Below are 26,639 nucleotides of genomic sequence, written 5' to 3' on the forward strand. Positions count from 1 at the left end.
ATACGCGATGAAGCGCACGGCGTTGATCATGGCGGCTGGCACCGGTGGCCACATCTATCCGGGACTTGCAATTGCAGAAGTGCTGATGCAGCGCGGCTGGGCAATCGCCTGGCTCGCCACGCCTGCAGGAATGGAACACAAGCTGGTCGGCAAGAGTGCCGCCGGCGACAAGATTGCGATCGAGGCGATCCGGATGTCCGGCGTACGCAGCAAGGGATTGCTTGCATGGATGTTGCTGCCGCTGGTGCTGTTGCGCGCATTCTGGCAGGCGCTCGGGGTGATCCGTCGCGTGAAGCCGGATGTGGTGATTTCCATGGGCGGTTACATCGCCTTCCCCGGCGGGATGATGGGCGTGCTGTGCGGCAAGCCGCTGGTGGTACATGAGCCTGGCGCGCATGCCGGCCTGGCAAATCGCGTGCTCGCGCTGATCGCGGATCGCGTACTGGTCGGTTTCCCGAAAGCCTTCGAGCAGACGCCGAAGAATGCGCTCGCCAAACTTCTGCCAAAACCGAAGAACATTGAGTGGCTCGGGACGCCGGTGCGTGCGGAGATCGCCGCGCTGCCTGATCCCGCCGCAAGATTCGCCGGCCGGTTTGGCCCGGTGCGATTGCTGATCGTCGGCGGGAGCCTTGGCGCGAAGACATTGAATGACCTCGTGGTTGCCGCGCTGGCGACGCTGCCGGCGGATCAGCGTCCGGAAGTGATCCATCAATCGGGTGAGAAAAACTATAACGAACTCGTCGCCGCTTACAAGGCCGCGAACGTCGGCGCAACGGTGCTGCCCTTTATCGATGACATGGCGGCAAGGTACGCCTGGTGCGACTTGATATTGTGCCGGGCCGGCGCGATCACCGTCGCCGAGCTTGCCGCGGCCGGCGTGGCCAGCGTACTGGTGCCTCTGCCGTATTTCGTCGCCGAGGAACAGGAAGCCAATGCGCGGTTTCTCGCTGACGCTGGCGCGGGCGTGTTGGTGAAGCAACTGGAATCGACCCCGCAATCGCTGGCGGCGCAACTGAAAAATCTGACGCGCGACAAGTTACTGGTAATGGCGAAGGTCGCGCGCTCACTTGGAAAACCCGACGCCACGATTCGGTGCGCGATGGCGTGTGCGGAATTGGCAACATGAAGCACAAAGTCAAACATCTCCATTTCATCGGCATTGGTGGCTCCGGGATGTCCGGTATCGCCGAGGTGCTGATCAATCTCGGCTACTTCGTGAGTGGCTCGGACCTTGCTGCATCGGCAGTGGTACAGCGCCTGAAATCGCTGGGCGCAAAGGTGCAGATTGGCCACGCCGCCAGCAATATCGCCGGCGCGGATGTGATCGTCACGTCGAGCGCGGTAAAGGCCGACAACCCTGAAGTGGTCGCTGCCAGGGCTGCGCGCGTCCCGGTGGTGCCACGCGCCATGATGCTGGCGGAGTTGATGCGCTTCAAACAAGGCATCGCCATCGCCGGCACCCACGGCAAGACGACAACAACGTCGTTGATTTCGCATGTACTCGGTGAAGCTGGTCTCGACCCGACTTGTGTGATCGGCGGACGCCTGAATTCGATCGGCACCAACGCGCGCCTGGGCAAGGGCGAATTCCTGGTCGCCGAGGCCGACGAGTCCGATGCGTCGTTCCTGTACCTGCAGCCGATCATGGCCGTCGTGACGAACATCGACCAGGATCATATGGACACCTACGGGCACGACTTTGAGAAACTGAAGTCGGCGTTCGTCGAATTTCTGGAGCATTTGCCGTTCTATGGATTGGCGGTGCTGTGTGCCGACGATCCGAATGTGCGCGAGATCCTGCCGCGTCTCACCAAGCCGGTACTGACCTACGGCATGACCGATGACGTAGAGTTGCAGGCGGTAAATGTCGCCACCTCGAATGCAAGCATGACGTTCACGGCCGTGAGCCGCCAGGACAAGAAGGTGCTCGATGTCGAGCTGAACCTTGCCGGTACACATAACGTGTTGAATGCACTTTCGGCCATTGCGATTGCCCGGGAAGTGGGGATCGACGATGCGCACATTGCCAAAGCACTTGCATCGTTTACGGGTGTCGGGCGCCGTTTCCAGCGCTACGGCGAGATTGCCATTCCTTCGGGAGGTGCATTCACGCTCATCGATGATTATGGCCACCATCCGGTTGAAATGGATGCGGTCCTGAAGGCCGCACGCGGTGCATTTCCCGGCCGCCGTATCGTGCTGGCGTTCCAGCCGCACCGGTATACGCGCACACGTGACTTGTTTGAAGATTTCGTCAAGGTGATGTCGACCGCTGACGAAGTCATTCTCGCCGACGTTTATCCGGCCGGCGAAGCGCCGATTGTCGCGGCCGACGGTCGTGCTCTGGCGCGTGCGCTACGGGTGTTGGGGAAAATAGAACCGCTGTTTGTGGAGACCGCGAATGACATTCCGGACGCCGTCATGGGCCGGGTACGCAGTGGCGACGTGGTGATCACCATGGGGGCGGGTTCGGTGGGTGGCGTCGCGCCACGCCTGGCAGGAATCGGGGGCGGTGAATGAACATGGCTGAGACCCAAAAATTCGCGCCCATAGCCACCACCAAACTGCGAGGCGCGCTTCGAACCGATGAGCCGATGGCGAAGCACGTCTCCTGGCGAGCGGGAGGCGCCGCGGCACGATTCTTCAAGCCCGCTGATCTGATGGATCTGCAGGCCTTCCTGCCGACGCTAGCGAAGGACGAGCCGATCCTGTTTGTCGGGCTCGGCAGCAATCTGCTTGTTCGCGATGGCGGTTTTCACGGGACCGTCGTGCTGACCACGCCGATGCTGCATGGGCTGGAACTTGATCCCACCGATTCCGCTGTCGTATGCGCGGGCGCAGGCGTCGCTTCGCCGCACGTCGCAAAATTCGCCGCGAAGAACAATTTCGCCGGTGCAGAATGGCTTGCGGGTGTACCTGGCACCATCGGCGGTGCGCTCGCCATGAATGCCGGTTGCTATGGGTCCGAGACCTGGGAACAAGTGGTGGATTGCACGACGATTGATCGCGCTGGAACGTTGCACACGCACACGGCGGCGGATTTCGAGATCGGCTATCGACATGTGGCCGCGAAATTTGCCGGTGATGAATGGTTTGTCGCCGCGCGATTCCGGTTCCTTCCCGGTGACGCGCAGACCGCGCAAACCCGCATCAAGGAATTGCTCGCCAGGCGCATGGCCACCCAACCGCTCGACAAGCCCAATGCCGGCTCGACGTTTCGCAATCCGCCCGGCGATCACGCGGCGCGGTTGATCGAATCGTGCGGGCTCAAGGGTTACGCCATTGGCGGCGCGCAGGTATCGATGAAGCACGCCAACTTCATTATCAACACCGGCACCGCGACCGCGGCGGACATTGAAAACATGATCGCGCACATGCAGGCAACGGTGAAGAAACAGACCGGCGTGGAACTGGTGCGGGAAGTAAGAATTGTGGGGGAGGCCGCATGAATCGCAGGCGAGAATATTCTGTAGATCAAGCACTAGAGCGGCCCCCGGGGAACTATTGGCTGGAAACCCGCGCCAATGCTGGAGTTTTGCTTTGAATACTGACACCAAAAAATTAGGCAAAGTAGCAGTTCTGATGGGCGGCCCGAGTGCCGAACGCGAGATATCGCTGCTGTCCGGAAACGGTGTGCTGGCGGCTCTGCGTGAAAAGGGCGTCGATGCATACCCTTTCGATCCGGTAGTCAATTCACTGTTTGACTTGCCGCGCGAAAGATTCGAGCGCGCGTTCGTCGCACTTCACGGCCGTTTTGGCGAAGACGGCACCATGCAGGGCGTCCTGGAAACGTTGAAAATTCCTTATACCGGTTCCGGCGTGATGGGCTCCGCACTGTCGGTCGACAAGTGGCGCACCAAACTCGTCTGGCAAGGTGCGGGCATTCCCACGCCAAAATACAAAATGCTTGCGCCCGACAGTGATTGGGTGAACGTGCTCGACGAACTCAAGCTGCCGCTGATCGTCAAGCCAGCGCGCGAAGGGTCCAGCATCGGCGTCACCAAGGTAATGAGCGCGAATGAACTGCCGGCCGCGTTCCAGCTCGCGTATAAACTCGACCCGCTGGTCATTGCCGAAGAATTCATTGCCGGACAGGAGCTGACCGCGTCGGTGGTAGGCAACGATGTGTTGCCATTGATTCGCATTGAAGCGCCCGAAGGCAAATACGATTATCAGAACAAGTACTTCACCGACGTCGTGAAGTACCACTGTCCATCCGGGATACGCGCCGACCTCGAAGACGAGATCCGCGCGGTTACGCTGAAGGCATTTCGCGTGCTGGGCTGTGATGGTTGGGGCCGCGCCGACCTGATGCTGGCGCCCGACGGTCGTTACAGCTTTCTGGAAATGAATACCTCTCCCGGCATGACCAGCCATTCGCTGGTGCCGGTGGCCGCACGCGCGGCGGGCATGAGTTATCCCGATTTGTGCGTGCGCATCCTGCAAGCAGCATCACTCAAGGGTTGACCGACGACATGGCGACCAGACCACGTTCCGCAAAACCATCGCAAGGTTCCGAAACCGTGCAAGGGACGGAGACCTTCATGCGCAAACGCATCGTAGTGATTGGCGCGGCCTTTACCGCGATGCTGGTTGCCGGCGGTGTGGCGTGGTTTGCGATTGCCGCCATGTCCAAAGAGGCCGCGCAGATGAACCTGCTGCCGATTCGCGCGGTGACGTTTACCGGTGCCACCGGCGAATTCAAGCGTGTAAATGCCGATGAACTGAAACGCATCGCCGGCGCTATCCAGAACATGGGAGGCAGCATGTTGCGCACCGACCTGAATCAGGTCAAGGCCGCCGTCAAGCAGGTCGAGTGGGTGCGCGATGCGGAAGTGCGCCGCCGCTTTCCGTCCACACTCGATGTGCTGATCGAGGAACATGCGCCGTTTGCACGCTGGCAGTTGGCCGGGGACGCCGAGCAAAGCCTGCTCGTGAATACGTTCGGTGAAGTCTTTGAAGCCGAGCTTGACGACGCCTTGCTGGTTTTGAGCGGGCCGGCGGGTTCATCGCGCGAGGTAATGGCGAACTACCTCGCTTTCAAATCGCAGCTGGCGGCGATTCAACAGGAACCGTCGGAAGTTCGGCTCTCGCCCAGGCGCGCGTGGCAGGTGAAGCTGAGTAATGCCAGCACACTGGCACTCGGGCGCAGTGATGCAGGCGCGCGCCTCGCACGTTATGTGCGCGCCTTTCCAAACATTGCCGGCCTGCAGTTGGCCAACGCGCGTGTTGACCTGCGCTATCAGGCGGGCTTGGCCCTGCGCGCGGAAATGCGCGTGGCACCCGCCAAATTGCCGGCCGGCACAGGCAAGAAGACAACGAAGAAAGCGACCACCAAATCATGATCAAGCGGGACAACGGCGGGCCAAAGAGCATGGAAGAGGCAGTGCATGAATAAGCCGCGCGAAATCAAGAATCTGCTGGTTGCCCTGGATATTGGGACTTCCAAGATCATCGCGATCGTGGCGGAAGTCACGCCCGACGGCGCGCTGGAAATTCTCGGACTGGGACAGCATCCATCGAAGGGCTTGAAAAAAGGGGTTGTCGTTAACATCGAAGCGACGGTCACGGGTATACAGCGTGCGCTGGAAGAAGCCGAGCTGATGGCCGACGTGAAAATCCGCGATGTGGTGACCGGTATCGCTGGGTCGCACATCAAGAGTTTCAATTCGCACGGCATGGTGGCGATCAAGGACAAGGAAGTTTCGCAATTCGATGTGGACCGCGTGGTCGAAACGGCACGCGCGGTGAATATCCCGATGGACCAGCAAATACTCCATATCCTCACGCAGGAATTCATCATCGACGGCCAGGAAGATGTGAGGGAACCGGTCGGCATGAGTGGCGTTCGCCTGGAAGTAAAGGTACATATCGTCACCGGTGCCGTATCCGCTGCGCAGAACATCATGAAATGTGTGCGCCGATGTGGACTCGAAGTGCGCGATCTTGTTTTACAGCCATTGGCGTCGGCAATCGCCGTCCTGTCGCAGGATGAAAAGGATTTGGGCGTGTGTCTGGTCGACATTGGCGGTGGTACCACCGACATCGCTGTTTTTACCGGCGGTGCCATTCGCCACACCGCCGTCATTCCGATCGCCGGCGACCAGATCACCAACGACATCGCCATGGCGCTGCGCACGCCGACCAAGGATGCCGAGGACATCAAGATTGCGCATGGCTGTGCGCTACGTCAATTGGCCAGCGTCAATGACGTTATCGAAGTGCCGGGTGTGGGCGACCGCGAACCGCGTCAGATGTCACGGCAGACCTTGGCCGAAGTGATCGAGCCGCGCGTCGAGGAGCTGTATTCGCTCATTCAGCGCGAACTGCGGGCCAGCGGCTTTGAAGAGTTGCTGTCGAGCGGAATTGTTTTGACGGGCGGCAGTGCCGCCATGCAGGGCATGGTTGAACTGGGCGAGGAAGTGTTTCACATGCCGGTTCGGCTGGGGGTGCCGACCTACTCAGGCGGGCTCGCAGAGGTGGTGAGGAATCCGCGTTACTCGACCGGTGTCGGCCTGCTGGTCTCCGCGCTGGAACAGAAAAAGCGCGACGAACATGTGCGCATGCACACGGCGAATTTCAAAAGTGTTTTCGAAAAGATGGCGTCCTGGTTTAAGGGAAATTTCTAGCGAAATCGCAAAGAGGAAATTTCCAGCGGAATTGCAGGCGGAAATCTCTCGCGAAGTCGGCGACGCAATTGGTTTGGGTTGTTTTTCAAGTTGTTTCACAGCAGAGGAGAGTAAAGATGATCGAGTTAATTGATACAGAGCAACCGGAAGCGGTGATCAAGGTGATCGGGATTGGCGGCTGCGGCGGAAATGCAGTCGACCATATGATCGGCAACGGCGTGGCTGGGGTGGAATTCATCTGTGCCAATACCGATGCACAGGCCTTGAAGCGCAATCAGTCCAAGATCACGATGCAGTTGGGTGGCAACGTGACCAAGGGGCTGGGTGCGGGTGCCAATCCAGATGTCGGGCGGCAAGCCGCGATTGAGGACCGCGAACGCATTGCCGAAATGATTCAGGGTGCGGACATGTTGTTCATCACCGCCGGCATGGGTGGGGGTACGGGCACCGGCGCAGCTCCGATCGTGGCGGAAATCGCGCGCGAAATGGGCGTGCTGACGGTCGCGGTGGTGACCAAGCCGTTCGCGTTTGAAGGTAAACGCAAGAAAATTGCGGAAGCCGGAATCGAAGCGCTGAAGCAGCACGTCGATTCGCTGATCATCATCCCCAACGATCGATTGATGGAAGTGCTGGGCGATGACGTGACGTACGAAGACGCGTTCAGGGCATCGAATGACGTGTTGAACGGTGCGGTTGCCGGTATCGCCGAGGTGATTAATTGCCCCGGTCTGGTGAACGTTGACTTTGCCGACGTGCGCACGGTGATGAGCGAAAATGGTGTGGCGATGATGGGTTCGGCGATGGCCTCCGGGCCGGACCGCGCGCAGGTCGCGGCCGAACGCGCGGCGGCATCGCCGTTGCTGGAAGACGTAAACCTGACCGGTGCACGGGGCGTGCTGGTCAATATTACGGCCAGCAAGTCGCTCAAACTGAAAGAAGTGCACGAAGTCATGAACACCATTCGCAGTTTCACCGCGGAAGATGCCACCGTGATTTTCGGCAGCGTGCTCGATGAGGGCATTGGTGAGCAGCTTCGTGTAACGATTGTCGCCACCGGTCTTGGCGGCACGGTATCCAAGCGCCAGCCACAAATGGTGTATTCGGCGCCGGTAATGGCGCGGACCGGAACCGATGATGCCGTAGGCGCGCCGATGGCGTCGCCCGCCGGTGCCATCAACTATCACGACCTCGATGCGCCAGCTGTCACGCGCCGTCGTCGCGATGCGACGGTGACAGCAATGCAGCAATCGGGTGTCGAGATGTACGACATCCCGGCGTTCTTGAGGAAGCAGGCCGACTAGCCGCGCGTTCCGCGTGATTTCCATCCAGTGCGAACCTCTGCCGCACTGGATGGGTTCGCGTCCCGATCAATTGCCTTGGATGGCGATAGCTGTTTGAAGGCTCGCTACAGAGTCGCGTGAACTCCCGCCTCACCGTCTGCCGGGTGGTGGCGAACACGCAGTGTATGATGGCCCACGATTGACACCACACAAGGAGCCCATCATGGTCATCTGCCCGATTGCAATTACGGTTGGCTGCAAAAAATGCCCGGTATTCAAGGTTTGTCCGCTGACGACCGTCATAGGCGACCAGAAAACTCCCGCCGCGGCGGACGCCAAACCGGCAGCCAAACCAGCAACCAAACCCGCAAAAAAGACAACGCCCGCGAGCAAGAAAAAGCGCTGACAAGAAATTGCGACTCGAGTTGGCACCAAAGGGTTCATGGTTTTCGCTACACGGATGGATTGTCCTGGTCGGACGATTGAAAATGCTAAAATTGACAGAATTCTTCAAGTAATTCAGATAATTGCATTACCAATGATCAAGCAACGCACCCTCAAAAACAAAGTACGTGCCACCGGCGTTGGCGTGCATCTCGGTCATCGCGTTGAAATGTGGATTCGCCCGGCCCCACCTGATACCGGAATTGTGTTTTGCCGAACTGATTTGCCAGGTGCGCCGATGGTGCGCGCCCATGCCTTGAATGTGAACGATACCCGGCTTTCCACGCGTATCGAGGACACGAAGTCGGGTGCCAGAGTCGCAACGGTCGAACACCTTATGTCGGCATTTGCCGGCTTGGGTATCGACAACGCCTATGTGGATTTGTCGGCGGAAGAAGTGCCGATCATGGATGGCAGCGCGGGACCATTCATTTTTCTATTGCAGTCGGCCGGCATAGAAGAGCAGGGTAGGGCGAAACGGTATATCCGCGTTTTGAAGACGCTGGAATTGAAAGACAAAGACCGTTTTGTCTCACTGACACCATTCAATGGATTCAAACTTAGGTTCACGATCGAGTTTGATCACCCGGTATTCGACAAGTCCGCATCCGAGGTCGAGATTGACTTTGCAAACGTGTCGTTTGCCAAGGATGTGGCCCGTGCGCGCACATTTGGATTTACCCATGAGGTGGAGGCGATGCACTCCATGGGGCTGGGACGCGGCGGCTCGCTGGAGAATGCAATCGTGATCGACGATTTCCGGGTGTTGAACAGCGATGGGCTGCGGTTCGATGACGAGTTCGTCAAACACAAGGCGCTCGATGCGGTCGGTGATCTTTACATGCTTGGTCACCCGCTCATCGGTGCATTCCACGGCATCAAATCTGGCCACGCGATGAACAATCAGCTGGTTCGCGCCCTTTTGGCTGACGAAACCGCCTGGGAATACGTGACCTACGACAGGCGTGAACAATTGCCTGCGGCGTTCGGCAATATGGCCTTGTCGGTCGCTTAGCGTGGAAACGAGATCATGCTGATTGGTCTGCGTCTGCTGCTGATGATTGCGGTGATTGCGTGTTCCGCCACGTTTCTGGGTTATCTGTTTACCCGCAATCCCCGCTTGCTCAAGCTGACGCGAAATATCATCAAGGTAACGCTGCTGTTTGCGGTGGTAATTGCTGTGGTTTATCTCGCCGAACGCCTGCTTCTTGCTTGACGAAAAGTTCGGGTCAAATCCTTCTTTTGCCGGACGTAAGCGCTCGCTCACGTTGGTCTTTTATCGCCTTCAACGTAGTCTTCAACGGTGAATCTTCCAAAGATTCAGCCAGTTCGGACAGCATGGCGGAAGGCATGGGTTCGCGTGGCGGGCCCGTCGGAGGTGTCGGGTCAGGCCGGAAATAGTCGGGTTGCACCAGAACGGTAATTGCTGTAACCTGTTGTTCTTGCTTTTTATTTTGACGAAATTTCTCTATTAGACGCGGCAACATCTGCTTCAATTTTGCAGCTACCGCCCCGTTAGCCGCCGCGATTATCAGCGTCGATCCCTCCACCGTCGCAACACGGCATGAAGTATTCAGGCCGGGCGGCAGAGCGTCGGCAAAAGAATGTTGAAGGCGGGAAATACGTTGCAGCCGATCATGGATTGGCGCAATTGTTTCATTTTCCCGCATCAAGGAGTTGATTGGCCTGAAGCCGATTTTTGGTGTGGGGCCAGTTTTCGCCATAGGAGTATCGGATGAACATTATTCTTGTATCGGACAGTCTGGCCAAGAGCCGCATTGTCACGATATCGCAGTCACAGATTATCATGGCCGCGATGGGGTTTATCAGCGCCGGCTTCATGTTTGCCCTCGGCACATATTGGGTGACCATGAAATACGCGGTAGATATCCAGAACCCGTTCATCCAGAGTCTGATCTCCACGCTTACGCAGCAAAAGACCCTGCAGGCCGAAAAGGACATGCGCGAGCAGTTGAATTCGCTCGCCGTGAAACTGGGCGAAATACAGGCACGCTTGATGCGTCTCGACGCGTTCGGTGAACGACTTGGCAAGGCTGCGGGCATCAAGCCGAGTGAGTTCCGCTTCTCTGAAACGCCCGGTCAGGGCGGCCCTGCCCCGTCTGCGTCGGCCAGCGAGATTTCCTACACGGACTTTCAATCGCATATCGCCGAAATTTCCAAGATTCTGGATGACCGCGGCGACAAACTCGGCATGCTGGATTCGGTGCTGATGGATGGTCGCCTGGCGGCAAAGGCCATCCCCACCATATTGCCGGTTGATGGCAGCTACTACTCATCAAATTTCGGGTACCGTATTGATCCGTTCAACGGTCGCCAGGCATTCCATAGTGGCGTCGATTTCAACGCGCCACCTGGATCGGCAATCATGGCCGCAGCCGGTGGTGTCGTTGCCAATGCGGAGCGCCACACCGAATACGGCAACCACGTCGATATCGATCACGATAATGGGCTCACCACGCGCTATGCACATTTGTCTCGCATGACCGTAAAAGTCGGTGACGTGGTGCTAAAAGGCCAAAAAGTTGGTGAACTTGGCCAGACTGGCCGTGCAACGGGCCCACACCTGCATTTCGAAGTACGCGAAAACAGCGTCCCGCTAAATCCCAACCGTTTCCTGTCCTTTGCCAAGGCACAAGAACCAGCGGTTGCGACCAAGACCGCCCACGCCCCCTGAAGTTCCGCGCGCAAAGCTTAGGCACGCTTTTCGCGCTGCCTCAGTTGCGCCTGCCCATTTCGCAAATTGGTTTTTCCAATTGCAGCGAATTGCGGGTATTGTCCCAGAGCAATTTTGATTGCCGCCCGCGAGTTCGATTTTGCGGGCTCGTGCAAATCCCTAAACATACACACGCCCCAAAGAAAGCTCCACATGCTTGACTCGATCCTGAAGTCCATTTTTGGCAGCCGCAACGAACGCTTGTTGAAGCAATACCGCAAGACCGTCGAGAAGATCAATGCACTCGAACCTGCAACAGAAAAATTGACGGATGCCGAACTGCGCGGCAAGACCGACGAATTCAAGGACCGTCACCAGAAGGGCGAAACGCTGGATCAACTTCTGCCCGAGGCCTTTGCCGTGGTTCGCGCGGCAAGCAAACGCTCGCTTGGCATGCGCCATTTCGACGTCCAGCTGGTCGGTGGCATGGTGCTGCACGACGGCCGGATCGCGGAGATGCGCACCGGCGAGGGCAAAACCCTGATGGCGACGCTGCCGGCGTATCTGAATGCGATTTCCGGCAAAGGTGTCCATATCGTTACGGTCAACGACTACCTCGCGCAACGCGATTCCGAATGGATGGGGCGCGTACATTCCTTCCTTGGGTTGACGGTCGGCTGCAATCTTTCACAAATGGCGCACGATGAAAAGCAGAAAGCGTTCGCTGCTGATATCACCTATGGCACCAACAACGAATTCGGGTTCGATTATCTGCGTGACAACATGGTCACGAGCAAGGCCGAGCGCGTCATGCGCGGGCTCAATTTCGCGATCGTCGATGAGGTGGATTCAATTCTGATCGACGAAGCGCGCACGCCGCTTATCATTTCCGGGCAGGCGGAAGATTCGACCGCGCTATATCAAAAAATCAACCTGCTGGTCCCGCACCTGAAGCCGCAGGACGACGAAAAGGAACCTGGCGACTACTGGGTCGACCTTAAGAGCCATCAGGTGACGCTGTCCGAGACTGGCCACGAGCGTGCCGAGGAGCTGATGACGGAAAATGGCCTGCTGCCGGTCGGCGCTTCGCTTTACGACCCGGCAAACATCATGCTGATGCACCACTTGTACGCGGCCGTGCGTGCGCATGCGCTTTACCACCGCGATCAGCATTACGTGGTACAAAACGGCGAAGTCGTCATCGTCGACGAATTCACCGGCCGCATGATGGCCGGCCGCCGCTGGTCTGATGGCCTGCATCAGGCGGTCGAGGCCAAGGAAGGCGTCAAGATCCAGAACGAATCGCAGACGCTGGCGTCGATCACGTTCCAGAATTTTTTCCGGCTCTACAAGAGGCTTTCCGGCATGACCGGTACTGCGGATACGGAAGCCTTCGAGTTCCAGCACATTTACAGCCTGGAGACCGTGATCATTCCGCCCAACAAGCAGATGATCCGCATAGACAACAACGATCTTGTCTATATCACGGAAAAGGAGAAACACGCGGCGCTGGTGAAGGATGTGAAGGACTGTTTTGAGCGTGGTCAGCCGGTATTGCTTGGCACGGCTTCGATTGAAAATTCTGAACTTCTTTCCGAGCTGCTGAAGAAAGAAAAATTGCCGCATGAAGTGCTGAATGCCAAGCAGCATGCACGCGAAGCTGAAATCGTTGCGCAGGCCGGCGCGCTCCACGCCATTACTATCGCGACGAACATGGCGGGTCGCGGCACGGATATTGTGCTTGGCGGTAATCCGGACCGCGAAATCCGCGCGGTGGAAAAGGATGAATCGCTGTCAGCGGAAGAAAAGCGCGCAAAGGTCGCTGAAATAAAGGCCAACTGGCAGCCACTGCATGACAAAGTGATCTCGGTAGGCGGCCTGCATATTGTTGGCTCCGAGCGTCACGAGTCGAGGCGTATCGACAATCAGTTGCGCGGCCGCTGCGGCCGCCAGGGCGATCCAGGCTCGTCGCGCTTCTACCTTTCGTTCGAAGATCCACTCCTGAAGATATTTGCCGGCGAAAAGCTCAAGGCCATCATGGCGCGGCTGAAGATCCCGGAAGGCGAGGCGATCGAAGCAAGAATGGTCTCGCGTTCCATTGAGAATGCCCAGCGTAAAGTCGAGGCGCGAAACTTCGACATTCGAAAGCAGTTACTCGAATACGATGACGTCGCCAACGACCAGCGCAAGGTCATTTATCAGCAGCGTAACGAATTGCTCGATGCTGACGACATCTCCGACACCATCGTCGGCATGCGTGGCGGCGTGTTGCAGGGCACGGTTGAGCAGTTCGTGCCGCCGGAAAGCGTGGAAGAGCAGTGGGACGTGCCGGGCCTCATGCGGACGCTGGCCGCCGATTTCAATTTAACCGTGCCGATCGACGAGTGGCTGAAGTCCGACGCCGAACTCGACAGCCACATGATTGCGGAACGTGTGATCAAGCAGGCCAACGAGGACTATGTGACCAAATTCAAGCAGATCGAGCCTGGTTTGTTACATCAATACGAGCGCTCTGTGATGCTGCAATCGATCGATTCACATTGGCGTGAACATCTGGCTTCGCTGGATTACCTGCGGCAGGGTATTCACTTGCGCGGCTATGCGCAAAAGCAGCCGAAACAGGAATACAAACGCGAGGCATTTGAGCTATTCAGCGGCATGCTCGATGGTATCAAGCGCGAAGTCACGCAGGTCCTCATCAACGTGCAAGTACGCTCCGAGGATGAAGTCGCCGCGGCAGAGCGGGCGGCCGAGGAGGCCGTGGCCAGAGCCGCACAGAACGTGCAGTACCACCATGCTGATTACAATGAAGCACTGGGTGGCGACGATGCCGATGGCGCGGGGGCTGCGACAGGTGCGGAAGTCGCGCCTCAGCCATTCGTGCGCGAAGGCGTGAAGATCGGTCGTAACGACCCCTGTTGGTGTGGCTCCGGCAAGAAGTTCAAGCAGTGTCATGGCAAGCTGACCTGACAGCAGGCTCCCCCGGCGCCGTTCTCTAACGGCCATGGGGCATCTGGACTTCAGCGGCGGCTACAGCAGTTGGGTATCGTCGTCCGCGTAAGGCGGATGACATACACAGACTATTTGTAGCGGCGCGTTCCCGGTATTGGTCACATTGTGCCGTGTGCCCGGTGAAATCATGATGGTGTCGCCGGCACGAATGCCGAATTCAGCCGATCCCAGCCGCATGCTTCCTGTTCCTTGCGTGACGTGATAAATCTCTTCCGACGTCCGGTGGAAATGCATCAGCGTCGTGCCACCCGTATCGATGATTGCTTCGGCGAAACTCATGGTCGAGGGCGCGTGTTGCCCGGGGTGCATCAATTCGCGGATCACGGACCGGTCTTTGGTAATGAAAGGTGGAGCATCTGCGTAGGCGGTCTTCATGGTTCCTCGACGGTTCGTTAGCGATCCGTGCCATAATTTTGCCGGACTCTTTCTCCGGATTGCGAATTTACCATGGCCGTCAATTACGTCGCTCCCACCGCCGAATCCCTGTTGCCTGTCATAGGCGTGACGCTCGGTTACGCCAAGGCTGAAGTAAAGAAACCCGACCGCAAGGACATGCTGGTGATTGCGCTTGAAGCCGGGTCACGCGCGGCAGGCGTATTTACCCAGAACCGTTTTTGCGCGGCTCCCGTTCTGGTGTGTCGCGAGCACCTCAAGCACAAGCGCGGCACAGAGATTCGTGCTCTGGTGATCAATACCGGTTGCGCGAACGCGGGTACCGGTGAGCGCGGATTGGCGGACGCCAAGTCAACTTGTGAAGCCGTCGCAAACGCACTCGGATGCAAGCCATCGCAGGTGCTGCCATTTTCGACGGGCGTGATTCTGGAACACTTGCCGATGGAGCGCATTTTTGCGGGTATTCCGAAATGTGTATCAAACCTCACGCCGAGCGGCTGGTTCGACGCAGCGCAAGCCATCATGACCACCGACACTGTCACGAAAGGCGTGTCGCGGCAGATCGATATTGATGGCAATACGGTCACGATCACCGGCATCTCCAAAGGCGCGGGCATGATCGAGCCGAATATGGCGACCATGCTGGCGTTTATCGCTACCGATGCGGTGGTGGGTGACGACGTGTTGCATGACATGGTGAAAGTGGCGGCAGATATTTCATTCAATGCCATCACAGTCGATGGCGACACCTCGACAAACGATTCGCTGATCCTGATGGCAACGGGCAAGGCCGGCAACCCGCCCATCAATGGTGAAGGTACAGCCGAATACGCGAAGCTGCAGGTGGCCGTGAATGAAGTGGCGATCGCGCTGGCGCAGGCCATCATCCGTGACGGTGAAGGTGCGACAAAATTCATGACCGTCAAGGTAGAGGGCGGAAAGACGCGCGACGAGTGCCGGAAAATTGGCAAGGCCATCGCCAACTCCCCGCTGGTCAAAACGGCATTTTTCGCGAGCGACCCGAATCTTGGCCGCATCCTGGCGGCTATCGGATATGCTGGTATCAGCGATCTCGATACGAGCAAGATCCGACTCTATCTCGGGCCGGTACTGGTAGCCGAACATGGCGGCCGTGCGGAAAGCTACAAGGAAGAGCTCGGCAAAGCCGTGATGAAAGAGAGTGAGATCCTGGTGCGCGTCGAATTGGCGAGAGGGATCGAAAGTGCAACGGTTTGGACCTGCGATTTTTCCTACGACTACGTAAAGATCAACGCGGACTACCGTTCCTGATGTTTCCAAAAATCGACAAGGTCCTTGGCCGCGTAGAGTCATTGCTGGCTCGTATTGAGAACCACCTTCCGGAATCCGACGCGGCGCTCGACTGGAAAAAATTCATTGCCTTTCGCTGGCGGCGCACATCATCCTTGTTTGGCAATCGCGGACATCTGGTCGGTGTAACGCACCCACACGTCATCACCTTTGATGACCTGAAGGATATTGATGACCAGAAATCCCGCCTGGAAGCCAATACGCGCCAGTTCGTGCACGGTAAAAGTGCCAACAATATTCTGTTGACGGGGGCGCGCGGCACCGGCAAGTCTTCCCTGGTGAAAGCCGCGCTGCAGCGTTTCGCCAAGGATGGTTTGCGATTGATCGAGGTCGATCGCGGCGACCTGCTCGACCTGCCGGAAATCGCCGACTTGATTGCGAACCGTCCCGAGCGCTTCATTATTTTCAGCGACGATCTTTCATTTGAAGCCAACGATCCCGGATACAAAGCGCTGAAATCGGTACTCGACGGCGGCATCGCGGCGACCAACGACAATCTTCTCATCTATGCCACCAGCAATCGCCGCCATCTAATGCCGGAAAAGATGAGCGAGAACCTTGAAACCAAACATACCGAAGATGGCGAGATTCATCCGGGTGAAACAACCGAAGAAAAAATTTCCCTCTCCGAGCGCTTTGGACTGTGGCTGTCGTTTTATCCGTTCGGGCAGGAGGAGTACCTGCAGATCGTCGATCACTGGGTCACCGCCCTTGCTGGCGCCAGGCATCCCGATCCCGACGCGATGCACAAGGCTGCGCTGCTATGGGCACTTGAGCGCGGATCGCGAAGCGGTCGCGTTGCTTACCAGTTCGCGCGCGACTGGGCGGGCCGTCATCGCCCGGTGGCGAAGAAAGCTCCTGTAAAAAAAACACCGCGCCGGAAATGACGCAAGAAATTACCGAAGTGGCCGTCGCGATTTTCCAGAAACCCGACGGCACTTTCCTGTTGTCGTCGCGCCCGGAAGGCAAGCCCTATCCCGGTTACTGGGAATTTCCCGGGGGCAAGATCGAGTCTGGCGAAACAGTGCTGCAGGCCATGATCCGCGAACTGGTGGAGGAGCTGAACGTCACCATCACCAAAGCGACCCCTTGGTTTACGTTCATGATGCACTACACGCATGCTACTGTCAGGTTGCATTGCTGGCGGGTAAGCGCGTGGCGAGGCGAGATGCGTGGCATGGAAGGGCAGCATTTCGAATGGCAGCATTTGGACGCGTTGACCGTTTCGCCGACCTTGCCGGGATGCGTGCCGATCTTCAGGGCGCTGGCGTTGCCATGCCTCTATGCGATTACCAATGCCGCCGAGGCCGGCATGGAAACTTACCTCACTCAGCTCGAACGCGCCCTGGAAAGTGGACTGAAGCTGGTACAGGTTCGCGAGAAGAGTCTGTCGGGCGACGTTCTGTTTAAATTCGCACAGGGAGTAGTGAAGAGGGCGCATGCACACGGCGCAAGAGTGCTGGTGAACGGTGACGTGGATCTCGCGGTGCGTATTGGCGCGGATGGTGTTCATTTAACCGCCGCCCAGCTTGCCGCGTGCAGCACGCGACCGGATCTTGCATTGGTCGCCGCGTCCACGCACGCTCGCGAAGAGATCGAACTCGCCGCCCGGCTAAATCTGGACTTCGTGGTGCTCGGTGCGGTGAAACCGACCGCGACGCATCCCGGGCATGCGCCGCTGGGCTGGCATCGGTTTGGGGAATTGGTGAACGCGACGCCGTTACCGGTCTTTGCGCTGGGAGGATTGACCCCCGATGACCTGCAAGTGGCGATTGAGCATGGTGCGCAGGGTGTGGCAATGCAGAGGGGATTAAGGGGATTGCGCTAGGGGAGTGCAGCGTGGGCACGCTGCACTTTGCCGACGCCGCTACGCCGGGCCAAACCCGCAGTTGAAAACGCGGATCGCCATTTGGCGAGCCTTTCCGCGTTGTTTCTGCTTGGAAATCGCGCCAGTGCTGGAGTTTGACTACATTGCCGGCGCCTCGTTACGCTTCGCGCCAATCGCCGGACCGCACATATCGCTTTCCGAGCACGTTGACGATGTCCATTGGAAAATCGCACAGCATGTCTGCATGGCGAAGTTCTGATGCGCTCCCATAGCCCCACGAAACGCCCATCGCCGCGCAGCCGTTGGCGTGCGCGGCGTCGATATCGTGCGAGCGATCGCCGATCATGACGGTGCGCCGGTCCGCGGTATCGATCGCTTCGCGATCCAGAAGATGGGCGAGCAAATCACCCTTGTGCTGCCGCGTGCCATCCAGCTCGCTGCCAAAGACGCCATCGAAATTCGCAAGCAGGTTGAAGTGATCGAGAATCCGCTGCGCATAGATGTGTGGTTTCGCCGTGGCGAGCAGCATCCGGCAGTCGCGCGTTTTCAGCATTTCCAGCACCTCGGGGATGCCGGGATAGACGGCGTTTTCGAGCAACCCCACCGTGGTAAAGCGTTCACGATAATATTTCATCGCTAACTCGATTGCGCGCGGGTCATCGGTTTCCAGCAACCTGGCGAATGATGCGCGTAGCGGCGGACCAATGGCAAACAGCAGTTCATTGGTGTCCAAGGGCTCGCGCGCCATGCGCTCCAATGCATAGTTGATGCAGCGGGTAATTCCCTCTTTGGGATCGGTCAATGTGCCATCAAGGTCGAAGAGAATGATGAGGGAGAGTGACACGGCTGTCATCAATCCTTGGGGTGAACAGGAACGAAAATTTCCGTCGACAAATGCGAGGCCGCGAGGCGCGCCGCTCGCAATATTTGATTCGCGTCCCGGGAATCGATGTTTGCATGCGCAATGTTGCCGATGAGCGGTGCGTCGATCATGCGTTTCAGCGTCGTGAGGTTTTCATCGAATGCAGTCATCGGCGTCCCGGGCGAATTGGCGATCCATCCCGCCAGCGGTAGTCCGCGTGAACGAATCGCCTCCACCGTCAATAGCGCATGATTGATGCAGCCGAGCCGCATGCCGACGACCAGAAGCGCCGGCAACTGCAAGGCCGCCGGAATCAGCGCCATCGATTCATTGTCTGACAGCGGCACCAGGAAGCCGCCGGCACCTTCGACCAGTACCACGTCGGCACGCTCGGCGAGATGGCTATAGGCGGTCTGAATCACCGCCATGTCGATTTCGACGCCCTCTTGTTTGGCAGCAATGTGCGGTGCGATTGCGGCCCTGAAACAATAGGGATTGACGGCGTGCAGCGGGAAACGGTGCCCGGTCGCATCCATGAGCAATGCAACGTCCTCATTCATCGGCACGCCGTTTACGTCGATGTTTCCCGCCGCAATCGGCTTCATCGTTGCAACAGCCAGTCCGCGTCGCTGCAACGCGTGAATCAGCGCGCAGGTAGCAAATGTCTTGCCAACGCCGGTATCGGTGCCGGTGATAAAGAAGCCGCTCATGGTTTCTTCAGCATGCGCTTGAATTCCGCCAGTTCGATCTGCTGCTCACCGCCGATGGTCTTGCGTGCGCTGAATTCCGGTTTCCAGGCGTGCCCATAGACGACTTCATAGGTCGCCGGCAGCCGGCCGTCCTTGCGAAATGTTTCATACGCATCCACCATGCGTTGCCAGCGATGTTTTCCCATTAGCCCGGTTGAGCGGCCGGGCAGTACGTTGTGCGCGCCGATGCCTTTCAACTCGCGCAGCAACGGCTTCAGGTCCGCATAGGTAAGAGTGACGATCTCCTGATCCATCACGGGATCGGCAAAGCCCGCGTGCAAGAGGATATCGCCGATGTCGTGCATGTCGGGAAAGGCGTTGACGTGCGGCGCACTATCGATGGTCTTGAAAGCGGCGCGCAATTCCTTCAGCGTATCCGGCCCGAAGGTGGTGAACATGAAAAGCCCTTTCGGTTTCAGCACGCGGGAAGTTTCCCTGGCGACGCGCTCGGGATCGCACCACTGCAACGCCAGATTCGATAGCGCAAAATCAATACTCTCACTGGCTAGCGGCAATGCTTCGGCATCGGCGCAAACGTAGCGCTGGCCGGGGGATTTTCCCAGCAGGCGTTTGAGCAGCGACGGACTGCCCGTTTTTTGTCGCGCGAAATTCAGCATGTCCGGTGCAAGGTCGAGCGCGATCAGTTCGGCGTCCGCGTAGTGTTCACGCAGTCGTTGCGTGGCGTAGCCGGTACCGCTGCCGATATCCAGAATCCGATGCGGCGTGAGCTTGATGTATTGCAGGCGCTCGAACAGCCGCGCGCCAATCTCGCGCTGCAGAAAAGCGTGCGCGTCGTAGGTGGCGGCCGATGCACCAAAGGATTGACGCACGGCGCGTTTCTCAGGTAGCGGAGGTGAACTCAAGTTTGTGGACTCATGGCGCCAGGAACGCGAAAAGGTGATCGAGAAAGATATCGCGATGCGAAAGAAACGGCGCGTGCGCGGCGTGCTGGATCAGGCAGTAAGTGCTGTTGGGCAGGTGGTCGGCCAGCCATTGCGCGGCGCCCGCGCTGGTGAGGGCGTCGTGATCACCCTGAATCACCAGCGTCGGTGCGGTGACGGCCGGAACTTCCTCACGAATGTCGCTTACGCGCAGAATGTCGAGGCTGGCGGCGAGGCTGGTGATCGACGGCGCGCCGTGTGCATCGACCGCTTCATTCAGTTTGCGAATGACGTCGCGCATCTCGGGCTGGTTGAGCGCTTGCAGCGCGAGGAAGTTGCGGATGGTCGCAAGGTAATTGGTTGACAGGCGCTTGGCAAAATCGGCCAGCACTTCGGATTTCTTTCCGTGCGGCCAATCGTCTCCCGCCACGAAACGCGGGGTGGCAGAGACGCTGATGAGTTTCTCGACGCGCAGCATGGGATAGCGATGCGTGAGCGCCAGGGCGGTGTGCCCGCCCAGCGACCAGCCCAGCAGGTGCGAGCGCGCCGGCATGGCATGTGCGACCGCATCGACGAGTGCGTCCAGCGTGGTCACGGGCGCACCGTGCGAGCGGCCATGGCCGGGAAGATCGATGATGTGCAGGGTGAAGCGCCCGGCGAGTTGTTCACGAATGCCGCGCCATACGGCGCCGTTCAGGCCCCAGCCGTGCAACATGGTGAGGTTGGGGCCGCGTCCGACGACGTCGACAAATACGGTCATTGGCTGCGCCCCATCAATTCCACTTCAAGATCGGTGAGCGCCGTGATGAGATCGAACAAGTCATCCGCCGTATGCGCCGCACTCAGCGAAACCCGCAGACGCGCGGTCCCTTGCGGAACGGTCGGTGGCCGGATGGCGGGAACGAACATGTGGCGCTCGCGCAATGCCTCGGCAAACGCGAGCGCGGTGGTGTTGTCACCAATCAGGATCGGCTGAATGGCGGTTTGCGAAAACGGCAACTTTGCATACTGCAACTTCAATGAGTCACCAAAGAAATCGATCAGCGTACGAAGATGTTTGAGGCGCTCGCGATCTTCCTGCATCACCGCGAGGCTCGCTTGCATCGCGGCGGCAATCGCCGGCGGTGTGGCGGTGGTGAAAATGTAGCTGCGCGCCGATTGCAGGATCCACTCGATGATGTCTTCGTGGCCGGCGACGAAGGCGCCATAGCCGCCGGCCGCCTTGCCGAGTGTGGCCATGTAGACGATGCGCTCGCTCGCGTTTTCCTTCATGAGATTGAAATGTTCCAGCGTGCCCTTGCCGCGATAACCGAGCACGCCGAAGCCATGCGCGTCATCCATCACCAGCAACGCGTTGTAGGTCTCGGCCAGCTTCAGTAATTCCGGTACCGGCGCGATGTCGCCGTCCATGCTGAATACAGCATCGGTGACGATCAGCCTGCGGCCACCGTTCGTCGCGCTCGCGAGCATCGCTTCAAGTTTTGCGAGATCGCCATGCGGGTAGCGCTTGAAGGTCGCGCGCGACAGCAGCGCACCATCGTTCAGGCAAGCGTGATTCAGCTTGTCGGCAAAGATGGTATCGCCGCGTCCCGCCAATGCGGTAAGGATGCCGATGTTGGCCGCGTAGCCAGAGCCGAACAGGAGCGCTTTGGGCAGGCTCATGTAATCCGCGAGCTTCTCCTCGAGTTCGTGGTGCGCGCGCATATGGCCGGACACCATGTGCGAAGCCCCCGCGCCGAGTCCGTAGCGCTTGAGTGCGCGCATCGCGGCCTCGACCACTTTTGGATGATTGGCGAGACCGAGATAATCGTTGCTCGCGTAATTGACGACGCGCTTGCCGTCCACCACCATCGACGCATCCTGCGGGCCATCGACGATGCGGCGCACGCGCAATTGGTCGGCTTGCGCGAGTTCGGAGAGCTGGGCGTTGAAGTCAGAGAGAGACATGCTGGATTGGGACCTGCTACCGTTCGCCCCGATGTGTCGACGGGCAAGATGGGATGCGAGAATTGTGGCCTACGGATGCGGCGCTTCGAACCCTCAGCGCGAATGGATTTTAAATGAGAAATTAAACTCCAGCGCTGGCGCGCGTTCCCGGCCAAAAATACCTGAAAAGCCCCGCCAATGGGAGAGTTTGCTAAATCGGCGTAATCCCCAGCTTCTCAAACAACGCCCGATCGCGATCGACATCCGGATTGCCGGTGGTGAGCAATTTTTCGCCGTAGAAAATGGAATTGGCACCCGCCAGAAAGCAAAGCGCCTGCGTCGCTTCATTCATCTCCTGCCGGCCGGCGGACAAGCGCACGAAACTCTTCGGCATGGTGATGCGCGCCGCGGCGATGGTGCGCACGAACTCGGTCCAGTCGATCGCGTCCTCGCCTTGCATTTTGTCGTGCAGCGGCGTGCCTTCCACTTGCACCAGATAATTAATCGGCACCGATTCAGGCTGCGGATCCATGTTGGCCAACTGCGCGATCAATCCGGCGCGTTCGCGGCGCGATTCACCCATGCCGACAATGCCGCCGCAACAGACATTCACGCCCGCATTGCGCACGCGCTCAAGCGTATCAATCCGGTCCTGGTATTCACGGGTCGTGACGATTTCACCGTAGAACTCCGGCGAGGTATCGAGGTTGTGATTGTAGTAATCGAGCCCGGCCGCCTTGAGCTGTTCGGCCTGGCCGTCTTTCAGCATGCCGAGTGTGCAGCAGGCTTCCAGTCCCAGCGCCTTCACGCCGCGCACCATATCCAGCACCGGCTCGAGCTCGCGCTGTTTCGGGCCACGCCACGCGGCACCCATGCAGAAACGCGAGGCGCCGTTTTCTTTGGCGAGCTTCGCGGCCGCAACAACTTCGGCGACGTCCAGCAGGGCTTCGTCTTCTACACCGGTGTGATGGCGCGCCGCCTGTGGGCAATAGCCGCAATCTTCGGAGCAGCCGCCGGTCTTGATTGATAACAACGTAGACAGCTGCACGCGATTCGCATCATGATTTGCGCGATGCACGATTTGCGCGCGGTGCATCAAGTCTGCAAAAGGCTGGTCCAGCAACGCATGCACGCTGGCAAGCGGCCATGCTTCGTCAACGGGCTTGTTTTGCCACGACGTGGGAACGGCAATCGGCTGTGTGGCGGGCAGGATGGCGTGGGGTGTGACGACAGGTTGATCCATTTGGCGGGTGCTTGTCAGAGTTTGGCGGAGGGAGGAAACATGTCATGATTGCCAAAACCGCCGTATATGTCAATTTTGCATGTGGCTGGTAAACGACAATAGACTATATGGCAGGCACATCGATTTTCGGCAACGCGCGCGCGAAACAGCTGTTTTCACAGGATTGCCAGCTCTGTGGCGTGCGTACCAACACCAGTCTTTGCCGCGACTGCGAGCGCGATTTGCCGTATCAAATGGCCGGCAGCTGCCCCCGCTGTGCGGCGCAATCCTCGACCGGCCAGCTCTGCGGCGCGTGTCTGGCGGAGGCTCCCTTGTTCGACGAAACGGTGGCCGCGTTCGGCTACGCGTTCCCGCTGGACCGGCTGTTGCAGTCATACAAGTTCAACGAAAACCTTTCCCTGACAGCGGTGTTTTCAGCCGCATTGCGGGCCAGCGTTCGTCGGCATTTGTTGCAGCCGGGTGCGGCGCTTCCGGATCGCGTCATTGCGTTGCCTCTGGCTAGAAGACGCCTGGCTGAACGCGGCTTCAATCAGTCAGCCCTGCTTGCCGAAAGCGTAGCCAAAGACCTCGGCATAGCCTATGCGCCGCAGGGCCTGCTGAAAGTCCGCGATACGCCGCCGCAGGCGGGGCTCGATCGCGCGGCGCGATTGAAAAATATGCGCGGCGCGTTCGACTGCGGCGAATCGCTGACGGGATTGCGCATCGCCATCGTTGACGATGTGATGACGACGGGTGCGACCTTGTCGGAGGCGGCAAAGGTACTGAAGAAAGCCGGCGCATCATATGTGTCGGCGTGGGTGGTGGCGCGTGCCGACAGTGCCGGCGCGCATATTTCCACCGCCGACGCAACGGTCCCTTTCTGATTTTCATGGAAACAGGTTGCTGATGTTCAACGTTGTTTTGTATCGCCCGGAAATTCCGCCCAATACCGGCAATGTCATCCGCCTGTGCGCCAATACGGGCGCGCACCTTCATCTGGTGCATCCGCTGGGTTTCTCCTGGGACGATGCGCGCGTCAAGCGTGCGGGGCTCGACTATCACGAGTTCGCCAACGTGCAGCATCACGCCACGTGGGAGGCGTGTTGCGCGACGCTGGCGGGCTCAAGGATGTTTGCGGTGGAAACGCGGCAGGCGGAGCGCTATGACCGCGTTGCGTATCAGGCAGGCGATGCATTCGTGTTCGGTCAAGAGACCAGCGGCCTGCCGGCTGAAGTGCTCGACAGTATTCCCGCAAAGCAACGCGTGTGGCTGCCGATGCGACCGGAAAACCGCAGCCTGAATCTGTCGAATTCAGTTGCGGTGATGGTGTTTGAAGCGTGGCGGCAGGTGGATTTCGCGGGCAGCTAATACTCATCGTTCCCGCGTCTCTATGCGACGCGGAAATGACGGGCGGCGTGCCTTGTTGCGGATGGCTCGCAAAAACCGTGCGCGCCATCCGCAGCAAGAAATTACTCGATTGTCACGCGCTTCGCACTGACCGGCGCTTTCTTCGGCAGCACCACGGAAAGAATACCGTCGGCATACTTCGCCTGCACACCAGCTTCGTCAATATCCTGACTAACCGTGAAAACCCGCGTGGTCTTGCCGTAAAAACGCTCGCTATGCAGCACGCGTTCGCCTTCCTTGGCAGTAGTTTCGCGCTTGACTTCGGCGCTGATGGTCACTTCGTTCTGATCGACCGATACCTGGATGTCTTCCTTCTTCACGCCGGGCAGCGTGGCGGCGACGCGATAGGCATTGGCGTCTTCGGAGACATCGATGCGAATCGGCTGCGCGGCACCGCGGGCATCAGCCTGAATGGGTCGGAAAAAACCGGCAAACAAATCATCCATGTCGGTGGGAGTTGTATAGCTGGGTTGAAGACGATTGTTGAGGCGTACGAGTGTGTTCATGAATAGCTCCTTGAAGGTATATTGCCGTGTTCAATAGGTTGGATTGCCCAACGCTTTTTCAAGAGGTTTCAATGGGGTTTCTGGCGCGTTGAAAATTCTTATAGACTCGCATGTCGCGAACAAGAAAAAGTACCTATGGTCGGCAAGAAAAATATCAACCCCCCGGAACACATGGTGAGTTTATATGCGGATATCGAGAGCCACCGTGGCTATTTGCTGCGATTTGCGGTCGCCAAATTGCGTGATGGCGCACAGGCCGAAGAGGTGGTTCAGGAAGCGCTGCTCGCCGCGCTGGAAGGCGCCGGCGGGTTTTCCGGCCAGTCCAGCCTGCGCACCTGGTTGACCTCGATTCTGAAATTCAAGATTATCGATTTTCAACGTCGCGTCATCAGCGAGCGCGCGAAATTTTCAAGCGCGGCGGAGGACGACGACTCTGCCAACCCGGAATGGACGGACCGCATGTTTGACGATACCGGGCATTGGAACTCGCAAGTCAACGAATGGGCGAATCCCGACGGCGCACTCGAACAAAAGCAGTTTTTCGATGCGTTTGAGCACTGCCTGGACAAGCTGCCCAAAGCAGCCGGTCGCGTGTTTTTCAAGCGGGAAGTCATGGGCATGGATACTGAAGATATATGTAAGGAAGAAGGCATCAGCGCGTCCAACTGCTGGGTAATGCTGCATCGTGCACGGCTTGCGCTCCGCGAGTGCCTCGATCGCAACTGGTTTCAGGGAGGGCGCTAACATGAACAATGCCGTGAAAAATAGCATGAACAATGGCGAGAGCCGGGCAGCAGAACTCGCATGCAAGGAAGCGGCTCGATTGATGAGCCGCCAACAGGATGCCGCATTGTCACCTGAGGAGCAGGAGGCCCTGAAGAATCACCTTTTCGATTGCCTCGGTTGCCGGCAAGTAGCAGCGCAACTGGATTTCCTGCGTCGGTTTGCCAGGCAATATGCTGACGCGGGACCGCCGGTGGCCGATGGGTCAACCTGAATCCGCCGGCGAATCTTCACTGCAGACCAACATGACGGTCAAAAAAAGCATATGATTGGCCCCTGAATTTAAGGGCTGACGTAACATTGCTCACGTAGTTGTCAAACTTGGCTGTTCCCACTCCACCCCCAACAAACACACGCAGGAGATACCGATGAATACCAAACTGATTCTGTCGTCCGCCATAGCCGGCCTCGTTGCATTGTCCACCGCCAGCGGCATCGCGGTTGCCCAGGAAAAGAAGGCGGAGAAAGAAAAATGCTTCGGCGTTGCCAAGAAAGGCATGAACGACTGTGGCACGGCCAAACACTCGTGCGCCGGCCAGGCCGCCGCCGACAACATTCCGGAAGAATGGAAATATGTCGCCAAGGGCACATGCGAATCCATGAAGGGCTCGCTCAAGAAACCGGACGCCAAGACCGACGCGCCAAAGCAGGCGTACTAAGCCGTTGAATCAAAGTCTAGTTCATCAGCAATTCCCTTGAGATTGATGCCCTCGC

General features: G+C 58.4%; 29 protein-coding genes. 20 read left to right on the top strand and 9 right to left on the bottom strand.

All coding sequences use genetic code 11. The features are described from left to right. Window positions 1–7: 7 nt before the first annotated feature. From murG to IPP88_01440, 10 genes are all read left to right on the top strand, one after another. Entirely contained in the window at window positions 8–1,126 is a 1,119-nt protein-coding gene (murG, locus tag IPP88_01395) for an undecaprenyldiphospho-muramoylpentapeptide beta-N-acetylglucosaminyltransferase (protein MBL0121421.1), read from the top strand. Next, window positions 1,123–2,520 (top strand): UDP-N-acetylmuramate--L-alanine ligase, encoded by a 1,398-nt coding sequence (locus IPP88_01400; GenBank protein MBL0121422.1) that lies wholly within the window; start codon window positions 1,123–1,125, stop codon window positions 2,518–2,520. The genes murG and IPP88_01400 overlap by 4 nt, the downstream gene beginning before the upstream one ends. Then, entirely contained in the window at window positions 2,517–3,449 is a 933-nt protein-coding gene (gene murB, locus IPP88_01405; protein ID MBL0121423.1) for a UDP-N-acetylmuramate dehydrogenase, read from the top strand. The genes IPP88_01400 and murB overlap by 4 nt, the downstream gene beginning before the upstream one ends. Before the next feature lie 91 nt (window positions 3,450–3,540). Then, window positions 3,541–4,467: a D-alanine--D-alanine ligase gene (locus IPP88_01410; GenBank protein ID MBL0121424.1), complete on the top strand. Its 927-nt coding sequence runs from the start codon at window positions 3,541–3,543 to the stop codon at window positions 4,465–4,467. A 77-nt stretch (window positions 4,468–4,544) separates the two neighbouring features. Next, complete coding sequence (locus tag IPP88_01415) at window positions 4,545–5,345, top strand: cell division protein FtsQ/DivIB (protein MBL0121425.1); 801 nt, start codon at window positions 4,545–4,547, stop codon at window positions 5,343–5,345. A gap of 45 nt (window positions 5,346–5,390) precedes the next feature. Beyond that, the gene (gene ftsA, locus IPP88_01420; GenBank protein ID MBL0121426.1) at window positions 5,391–6,629 is read left to right on the top strand and encodes a cell division protein FtsA; all 1,239 of its coding nucleotides are present in this window, start codon (window positions 5,391–5,393) and stop codon (window positions 6,627–6,629) included. 116 nt (window positions 6,630–6,745) lie between these two features. Next, on the top strand, window positions 6,746–7,930 hold the full coding sequence (ftsZ, locus tag IPP88_01425) for a cell division protein FtsZ (protein MBL0121427.1): 1,185 nt from the start codon (window positions 6,746–6,748) through the stop codon (window positions 7,928–7,930). 202 nt (window positions 7,931–8,132) lie between these two features. Continuing rightward, on the top strand, window positions 8,133–8,315 hold the full coding sequence (locus IPP88_01430) for a hypothetical protein (protein ID MBL0121428.1): 183 nt from the start codon (window positions 8,133–8,135) through the stop codon (window positions 8,313–8,315). 132 nt (window positions 8,316–8,447) lie between these two features. Next, window positions 8,448–9,368: a UDP-3-O-acyl-N-acetylglucosamine deacetylase gene (locus IPP88_01435; GenBank protein ID MBL0121429.1), complete on the top strand. Its 921-nt coding sequence runs from the start codon at window positions 8,448–8,450 to the stop codon at window positions 9,366–9,368. 15 nt (window positions 9,369–9,383) lie between these two features. Beyond that, window positions 9,384–9,569, top strand: coding sequence for a hypothetical protein (locus tag IPP88_01440; protein MBL0121430.1), 186 nt, complete (start codon window positions 9,384–9,386; stop codon window positions 9,567–9,569). 13 nt (window positions 9,570–9,582) lie between these two features. Here IPP88_01440 and IPP88_01445 read toward each other — a convergent pair whose 3' ends face one another. Further along, window positions 9,583–10,077 (bottom strand): DUF721 domain-containing protein, encoded by a 495-nt coding sequence (locus tag IPP88_01445; GenBank protein MBL0121431.1) that lies wholly within the window; start codon window positions 10,075–10,077, stop codon window positions 9,583–9,585. A gap of 11 nt (window positions 10,078–10,088) precedes the next feature. On the opposite strand from IPP88_01445, the gene IPP88_01450 reads away from it, so the two are divergent. Then, a complete protein-coding gene (locus IPP88_01450) occupies window positions 10,089–11,048 on the top strand; it encodes a M23 family metallopeptidase (protein MBL0121432.1) in 960 nt (319 codons plus the stop codon). 192 nt (window positions 11,049–11,240) lie between these two features. Beyond that, complete coding sequence (secA, locus tag IPP88_01455; protein ID MBL0121433.1) at window positions 11,241–13,997, top strand: preprotein translocase subunit SecA; 2,757 nt, start codon at window positions 11,241–11,243, stop codon at window positions 13,995–13,997. 60 nt (window positions 13,998–14,057) lie between these two features. On the opposite strand, the gene IPP88_01460 is transcribed toward secA, so the two are convergent. Further along, entirely contained in the window at window positions 14,058–14,414 is a 357-nt protein-coding gene (locus tag IPP88_01460; protein ID MBL0121434.1) for a cupin domain-containing protein, read from the bottom strand. Window positions 14,415–14,486: 72 nt separating this feature from the next. Between IPP88_01460 and argJ the strand changes: the two genes are divergently transcribed. From argJ to IPP88_01475, 3 genes are read left to right on the top strand one after another with little or no spacing between them, the layout of a single operon-like run. Next, window positions 14,487–15,722, top strand: a complete 1,236-nt coding sequence (argJ, locus tag IPP88_01465) for a bifunctional glutamate N-acetyltransferase/amino-acid acetyltransferase ArgJ (GenBank protein ID MBL0121435.1) — start codon at window positions 14,487–14,489, stop codon at window positions 15,720–15,722. Then, window positions 15,722–16,648, top strand: a complete 927-nt coding sequence (locus IPP88_01470; protein ID MBL0121436.1) for an ATP-binding protein — start codon at window positions 15,722–15,724, stop codon at window positions 16,646–16,648. Before argJ ends, IPP88_01470 begins: the two co-directional genes overlap by 1 nt. Next, a complete protein-coding gene (locus IPP88_01475) occupies window positions 16,645–17,589 on the top strand; it encodes a Nudix family hydrolase (GenBank protein MBL0121437.1) in 945 nt (314 codons plus the stop codon). The genes IPP88_01470 and IPP88_01475 overlap by 4 nt, the downstream gene beginning before the upstream one ends. Before the next feature lie 157 nt (window positions 17,590–17,746). Here the strand turns inward: IPP88_01475 and IPP88_01480 are convergent, their stop codons facing one another. The 6 genes from IPP88_01480 to bioB form a co-directional block, all read right to left on the bottom strand. Continuing rightward, window positions 17,747–18,442 (bottom strand): HAD hydrolase-like protein, encoded by a 696-nt coding sequence (locus IPP88_01480; protein MBL0121438.1) that lies wholly within the window; start codon window positions 18,440–18,442, stop codon window positions 17,747–17,749. After that, window positions 18,442–19,161 (bottom strand): dethiobiotin synthase, encoded by a 720-nt coding sequence (gene bioD, locus IPP88_01485; GenBank protein ID MBL0121439.1) that lies wholly within the window; start codon window positions 19,159–19,161, stop codon window positions 18,442–18,444. Before bioD ends, IPP88_01480 begins: the two co-directional genes overlap by 1 nt. Beyond that, window positions 19,158–20,063, bottom strand: coding sequence for a malonyl-ACP O-methyltransferase BioC (gene bioC / locus IPP88_01490; protein MBL0121440.1), 906 nt, complete (start codon window positions 20,061–20,063; stop codon window positions 19,158–19,160). Before bioC ends, bioD begins: the two co-directional genes overlap by 4 nt. A gap of 10 nt (window positions 20,064–20,073) precedes the next feature. Further along, entirely contained in the window at window positions 20,074–20,841 is a 768-nt protein-coding gene (gene bioH, locus IPP88_01495) for a pimeloyl-ACP methyl ester esterase BioH (GenBank protein MBL0121441.1), read from the bottom strand. Next, complete coding sequence (gene bioF, locus IPP88_01500; protein MBL0121442.1) at window positions 20,838–22,028, bottom strand: 8-amino-7-oxononanoate synthase; 1,191 nt, start codon at window positions 22,026–22,028, stop codon at window positions 20,838–20,840. The genes bioH and bioF overlap by 4 nt, the downstream gene beginning before the upstream one ends. A 190-nt stretch (window positions 22,029–22,218) precedes the next feature. Then, the gene (gene bioB / locus IPP88_01505; protein ID MBL0121443.1) at window positions 22,219–23,250 is read right to left on the bottom strand and encodes a biotin synthase BioB; all 1,032 of its coding nucleotides are present in this window, start codon (window positions 23,248–23,250) and stop codon (window positions 22,219–22,221) included. Between the two features lie 107 nt (window positions 23,251–23,357). Between bioB and IPP88_01510 the strand changes: the two genes are divergently transcribed. Both IPP88_01510 and IPP88_01515 read left to right on the top strand, forming a co-directional pair. After that, entirely contained in the window at window positions 23,358–24,113 is a 756-nt protein-coding gene (locus IPP88_01510; GenBank protein ID MBL0121444.1) for a ComF family protein, read from the top strand. A 22-nt stretch (window positions 24,114–24,135) separates the two neighbouring features. Further along, window positions 24,136–24,597 (top strand): tRNA (cytidine(34)-2'-O)-methyltransferase, encoded by a 462-nt coding sequence (locus tag IPP88_01515; GenBank protein ID MBL0121445.1) that lies wholly within the window; start codon window positions 24,136–24,138, stop codon window positions 24,595–24,597. Window positions 24,598–24,698: 101 nt separating this feature from the next. Here the strand turns inward: IPP88_01515 and IPP88_01520 are convergent, their stop codons facing one another. Then, window positions 24,699–25,142, bottom strand: coding sequence for an Hsp20/alpha crystallin family protein (locus IPP88_01520; GenBank protein MBL0121446.1), 444 nt, complete (start codon window positions 25,140–25,142; stop codon window positions 24,699–24,701). Between the two features lie 171 nt (window positions 25,143–25,313). Between IPP88_01520 and IPP88_01525 the strand changes: the two genes are divergently transcribed. The 3 genes from IPP88_01525 (at window position 25,314) to IPP88_01535 (ending at window position 26,584) form a co-directional block, all read left to right on the top strand. After that, window positions 25,314–25,886 (top strand): sigma-70 family RNA polymerase sigma factor, encoded by a 573-nt coding sequence (locus tag IPP88_01525; protein MBL0121447.1) that lies wholly within the window; start codon window positions 25,314–25,316, stop codon window positions 25,884–25,886. Between the two features lies 1 nt (window position 25,887). Beyond that, on the top strand, window positions 25,888–26,139 hold the full coding sequence (locus tag IPP88_01530; protein ID MBL0121448.1) for a zf-HC2 domain-containing protein: 252 nt from the start codon (window positions 25,888–25,890) through the stop codon (window positions 26,137–26,139). 154 nt (window positions 26,140–26,293) lie between these two features. Beyond that, the gene (locus IPP88_01535; GenBank protein ID MBL0121449.1) at window positions 26,294–26,584 is read left to right on the top strand and encodes a DUF2282 domain-containing protein; all 291 of its coding nucleotides are present in this window, start codon (window positions 26,294–26,296) and stop codon (window positions 26,582–26,584) included. The last annotated feature ends 55 nt before the right edge of the window (window positions 26,585–26,639 follow it).

The organism is Betaproteobacteria bacterium, from assembly GCA_016720925.1.
Classification (GTDB): domain Bacteria; phylum Pseudomonadota; class Gammaproteobacteria; order Burkholderiales; family Usitatibacteraceae; genus UKL13-2.

Excerpts from the sequence above, each read along its gene's own strand:
- IPP88_01440 (MBL0121430.1), top strand. The coding sequence starts at position 9,384 with ATGCTGATTGGTCTGCGTCTGCTGCTGATGATTGCGGTGATTGCGTGT.
- murG (MBL0121421.1), top strand. The coding sequence starts at position 8 with ATGAAGCGCACGGCGTTGATCATGGCGGCTGGCACCGGTGGCCACATC.
- ftsZ (MBL0121427.1), top strand. The coding sequence starts at position 6,746 with ATGATCGAGTTAATTGATACAGAGCAACCGGAAGCGGTGATCAAGGTG.
- IPP88_01535 (MBL0121449.1), top strand. The coding sequence starts at position 26,294 with ATGAATACCAAACTGATTCTGTCGTCCGCCATAGCCGGCCTCGTTGCA.
- IPP88_01445 (MBL0121431.1), bottom strand. The coding sequence starts at position 10,077 with ATGGCGAAAACTGGCCCCACACCAAAAATCGGCTTCAGGCCAATCAAC.
- bioH (MBL0121441.1), bottom strand. The coding sequence starts at position 20,841 with ATGACCGTATTTGTCGACGTCGTCGGACGCGGCCCCAACCTCACCATG.
- IPP88_01515 (MBL0121445.1), top strand. The coding sequence starts at position 24,136 with ATGTTCAACGTTGTTTTGTATCGCCCGGAAATTCCGCCCAATACCGGC.
- IPP88_01415 (MBL0121425.1), top strand. The coding sequence starts at position 4,545 with ATGCGCAAACGCATCGTAGTGATTGGCGCGGCCTTTACCGCGATGCTG.
- bioB (MBL0121443.1), bottom strand. The coding sequence starts at position 23,250 with ATGGATCAACCTGTCGTCACACCCCACGCCATCCTGCCCGCCACACAG.
- IPP88_01525 (MBL0121447.1), top strand. The coding sequence starts at position 25,314 with ATGGTGAGTTTATATGCGGATATCGAGAGCCACCGTGGCTATTTGCTG.
- IPP88_01480 (MBL0121438.1), bottom strand. The coding sequence starts at position 18,442 with ATGACAGCCGTGTCACTCTCCCTCATCATTCTCTTCGACCTTGATGGC.
- argJ (MBL0121435.1), top strand. The coding sequence starts at position 14,487 with ATGGCCGTCAATTACGTCGCTCCCACCGCCGAATCCCTGTTGCCTGTC.
- secA (MBL0121433.1), top strand. The coding sequence starts at position 11,241 with ATGCTTGACTCGATCCTGAAGTCCATTTTTGGCAGCCGCAACGAACGC.
- IPP88_01430 (MBL0121428.1), top strand. The coding sequence starts at position 8,133 with ATGGTCATCTGCCCGATTGCAATTACGGTTGGCTGCAAAAAATGCCCG.
- IPP88_01530 (MBL0121448.1), top strand. The coding sequence starts at position 25,888 with ATGAACAATGCCGTGAAAAATAGCATGAACAATGGCGAGAGCCGGGCA.
- IPP88_01400 (MBL0121422.1), top strand. The coding sequence starts at position 1,123 with ATGAAGCACAAAGTCAAACATCTCCATTTCATCGGCATTGGTGGCTCC.
- IPP88_01520 (MBL0121446.1), bottom strand. The coding sequence starts at position 25,142 with ATGAACACACTCGTACGCCTCAACAATCGTCTTCAACCCAGCTATACA.
- ftsA (MBL0121426.1), top strand. The coding sequence starts at position 5,391 with ATGAATAAGCCGCGCGAAATCAAGAATCTGCTGGTTGCCCTGGATATT.
- murB (MBL0121423.1), top strand. The coding sequence starts at position 2,517 with ATGAACATGGCTGAGACCCAAAAATTCGCGCCCATAGCCACCACCAAA.
- IPP88_01450 (MBL0121432.1), top strand. The coding sequence starts at position 10,089 with ATGAACATTATTCTTGTATCGGACAGTCTGGCCAAGAGCCGCATTGTC.
- IPP88_01460 (MBL0121434.1), bottom strand. The coding sequence starts at position 14,414 with ATGAAGACCGCCTACGCAGATGCTCCACCTTTCATTACCAAAGACCGG.
- IPP88_01435 (MBL0121429.1), top strand. The coding sequence starts at position 8,448 with ATGATCAAGCAACGCACCCTCAAAAACAAAGTACGTGCCACCGGCGTT.
- bioD (MBL0121439.1), bottom strand. The coding sequence starts at position 19,161 with ATGAGCGGCTTCTTTATCACCGGCACCGATACCGGCGTTGGCAAGACA.
- IPP88_01510 (MBL0121444.1), top strand. The coding sequence starts at position 23,358 with ATGGCAGGCACATCGATTTTCGGCAACGCGCGCGCGAAACAGCTGTTT.
- IPP88_01470 (MBL0121436.1), top strand. The coding sequence starts at position 15,722 with ATGTTTCCAAAAATCGACAAGGTCCTTGGCCGCGTAGAGTCATTGCTG.
- bioF (MBL0121442.1), bottom strand. The coding sequence starts at position 22,028 with ATGTCTCTCTCTGACTTCAACGCCCAGCTCTCCGAACTCGCGCAAGCC.
- IPP88_01475 (MBL0121437.1), top strand. The coding sequence starts at position 16,645 with ATGACGCAAGAAATTACCGAAGTGGCCGTCGCGATTTTCCAGAAACCC.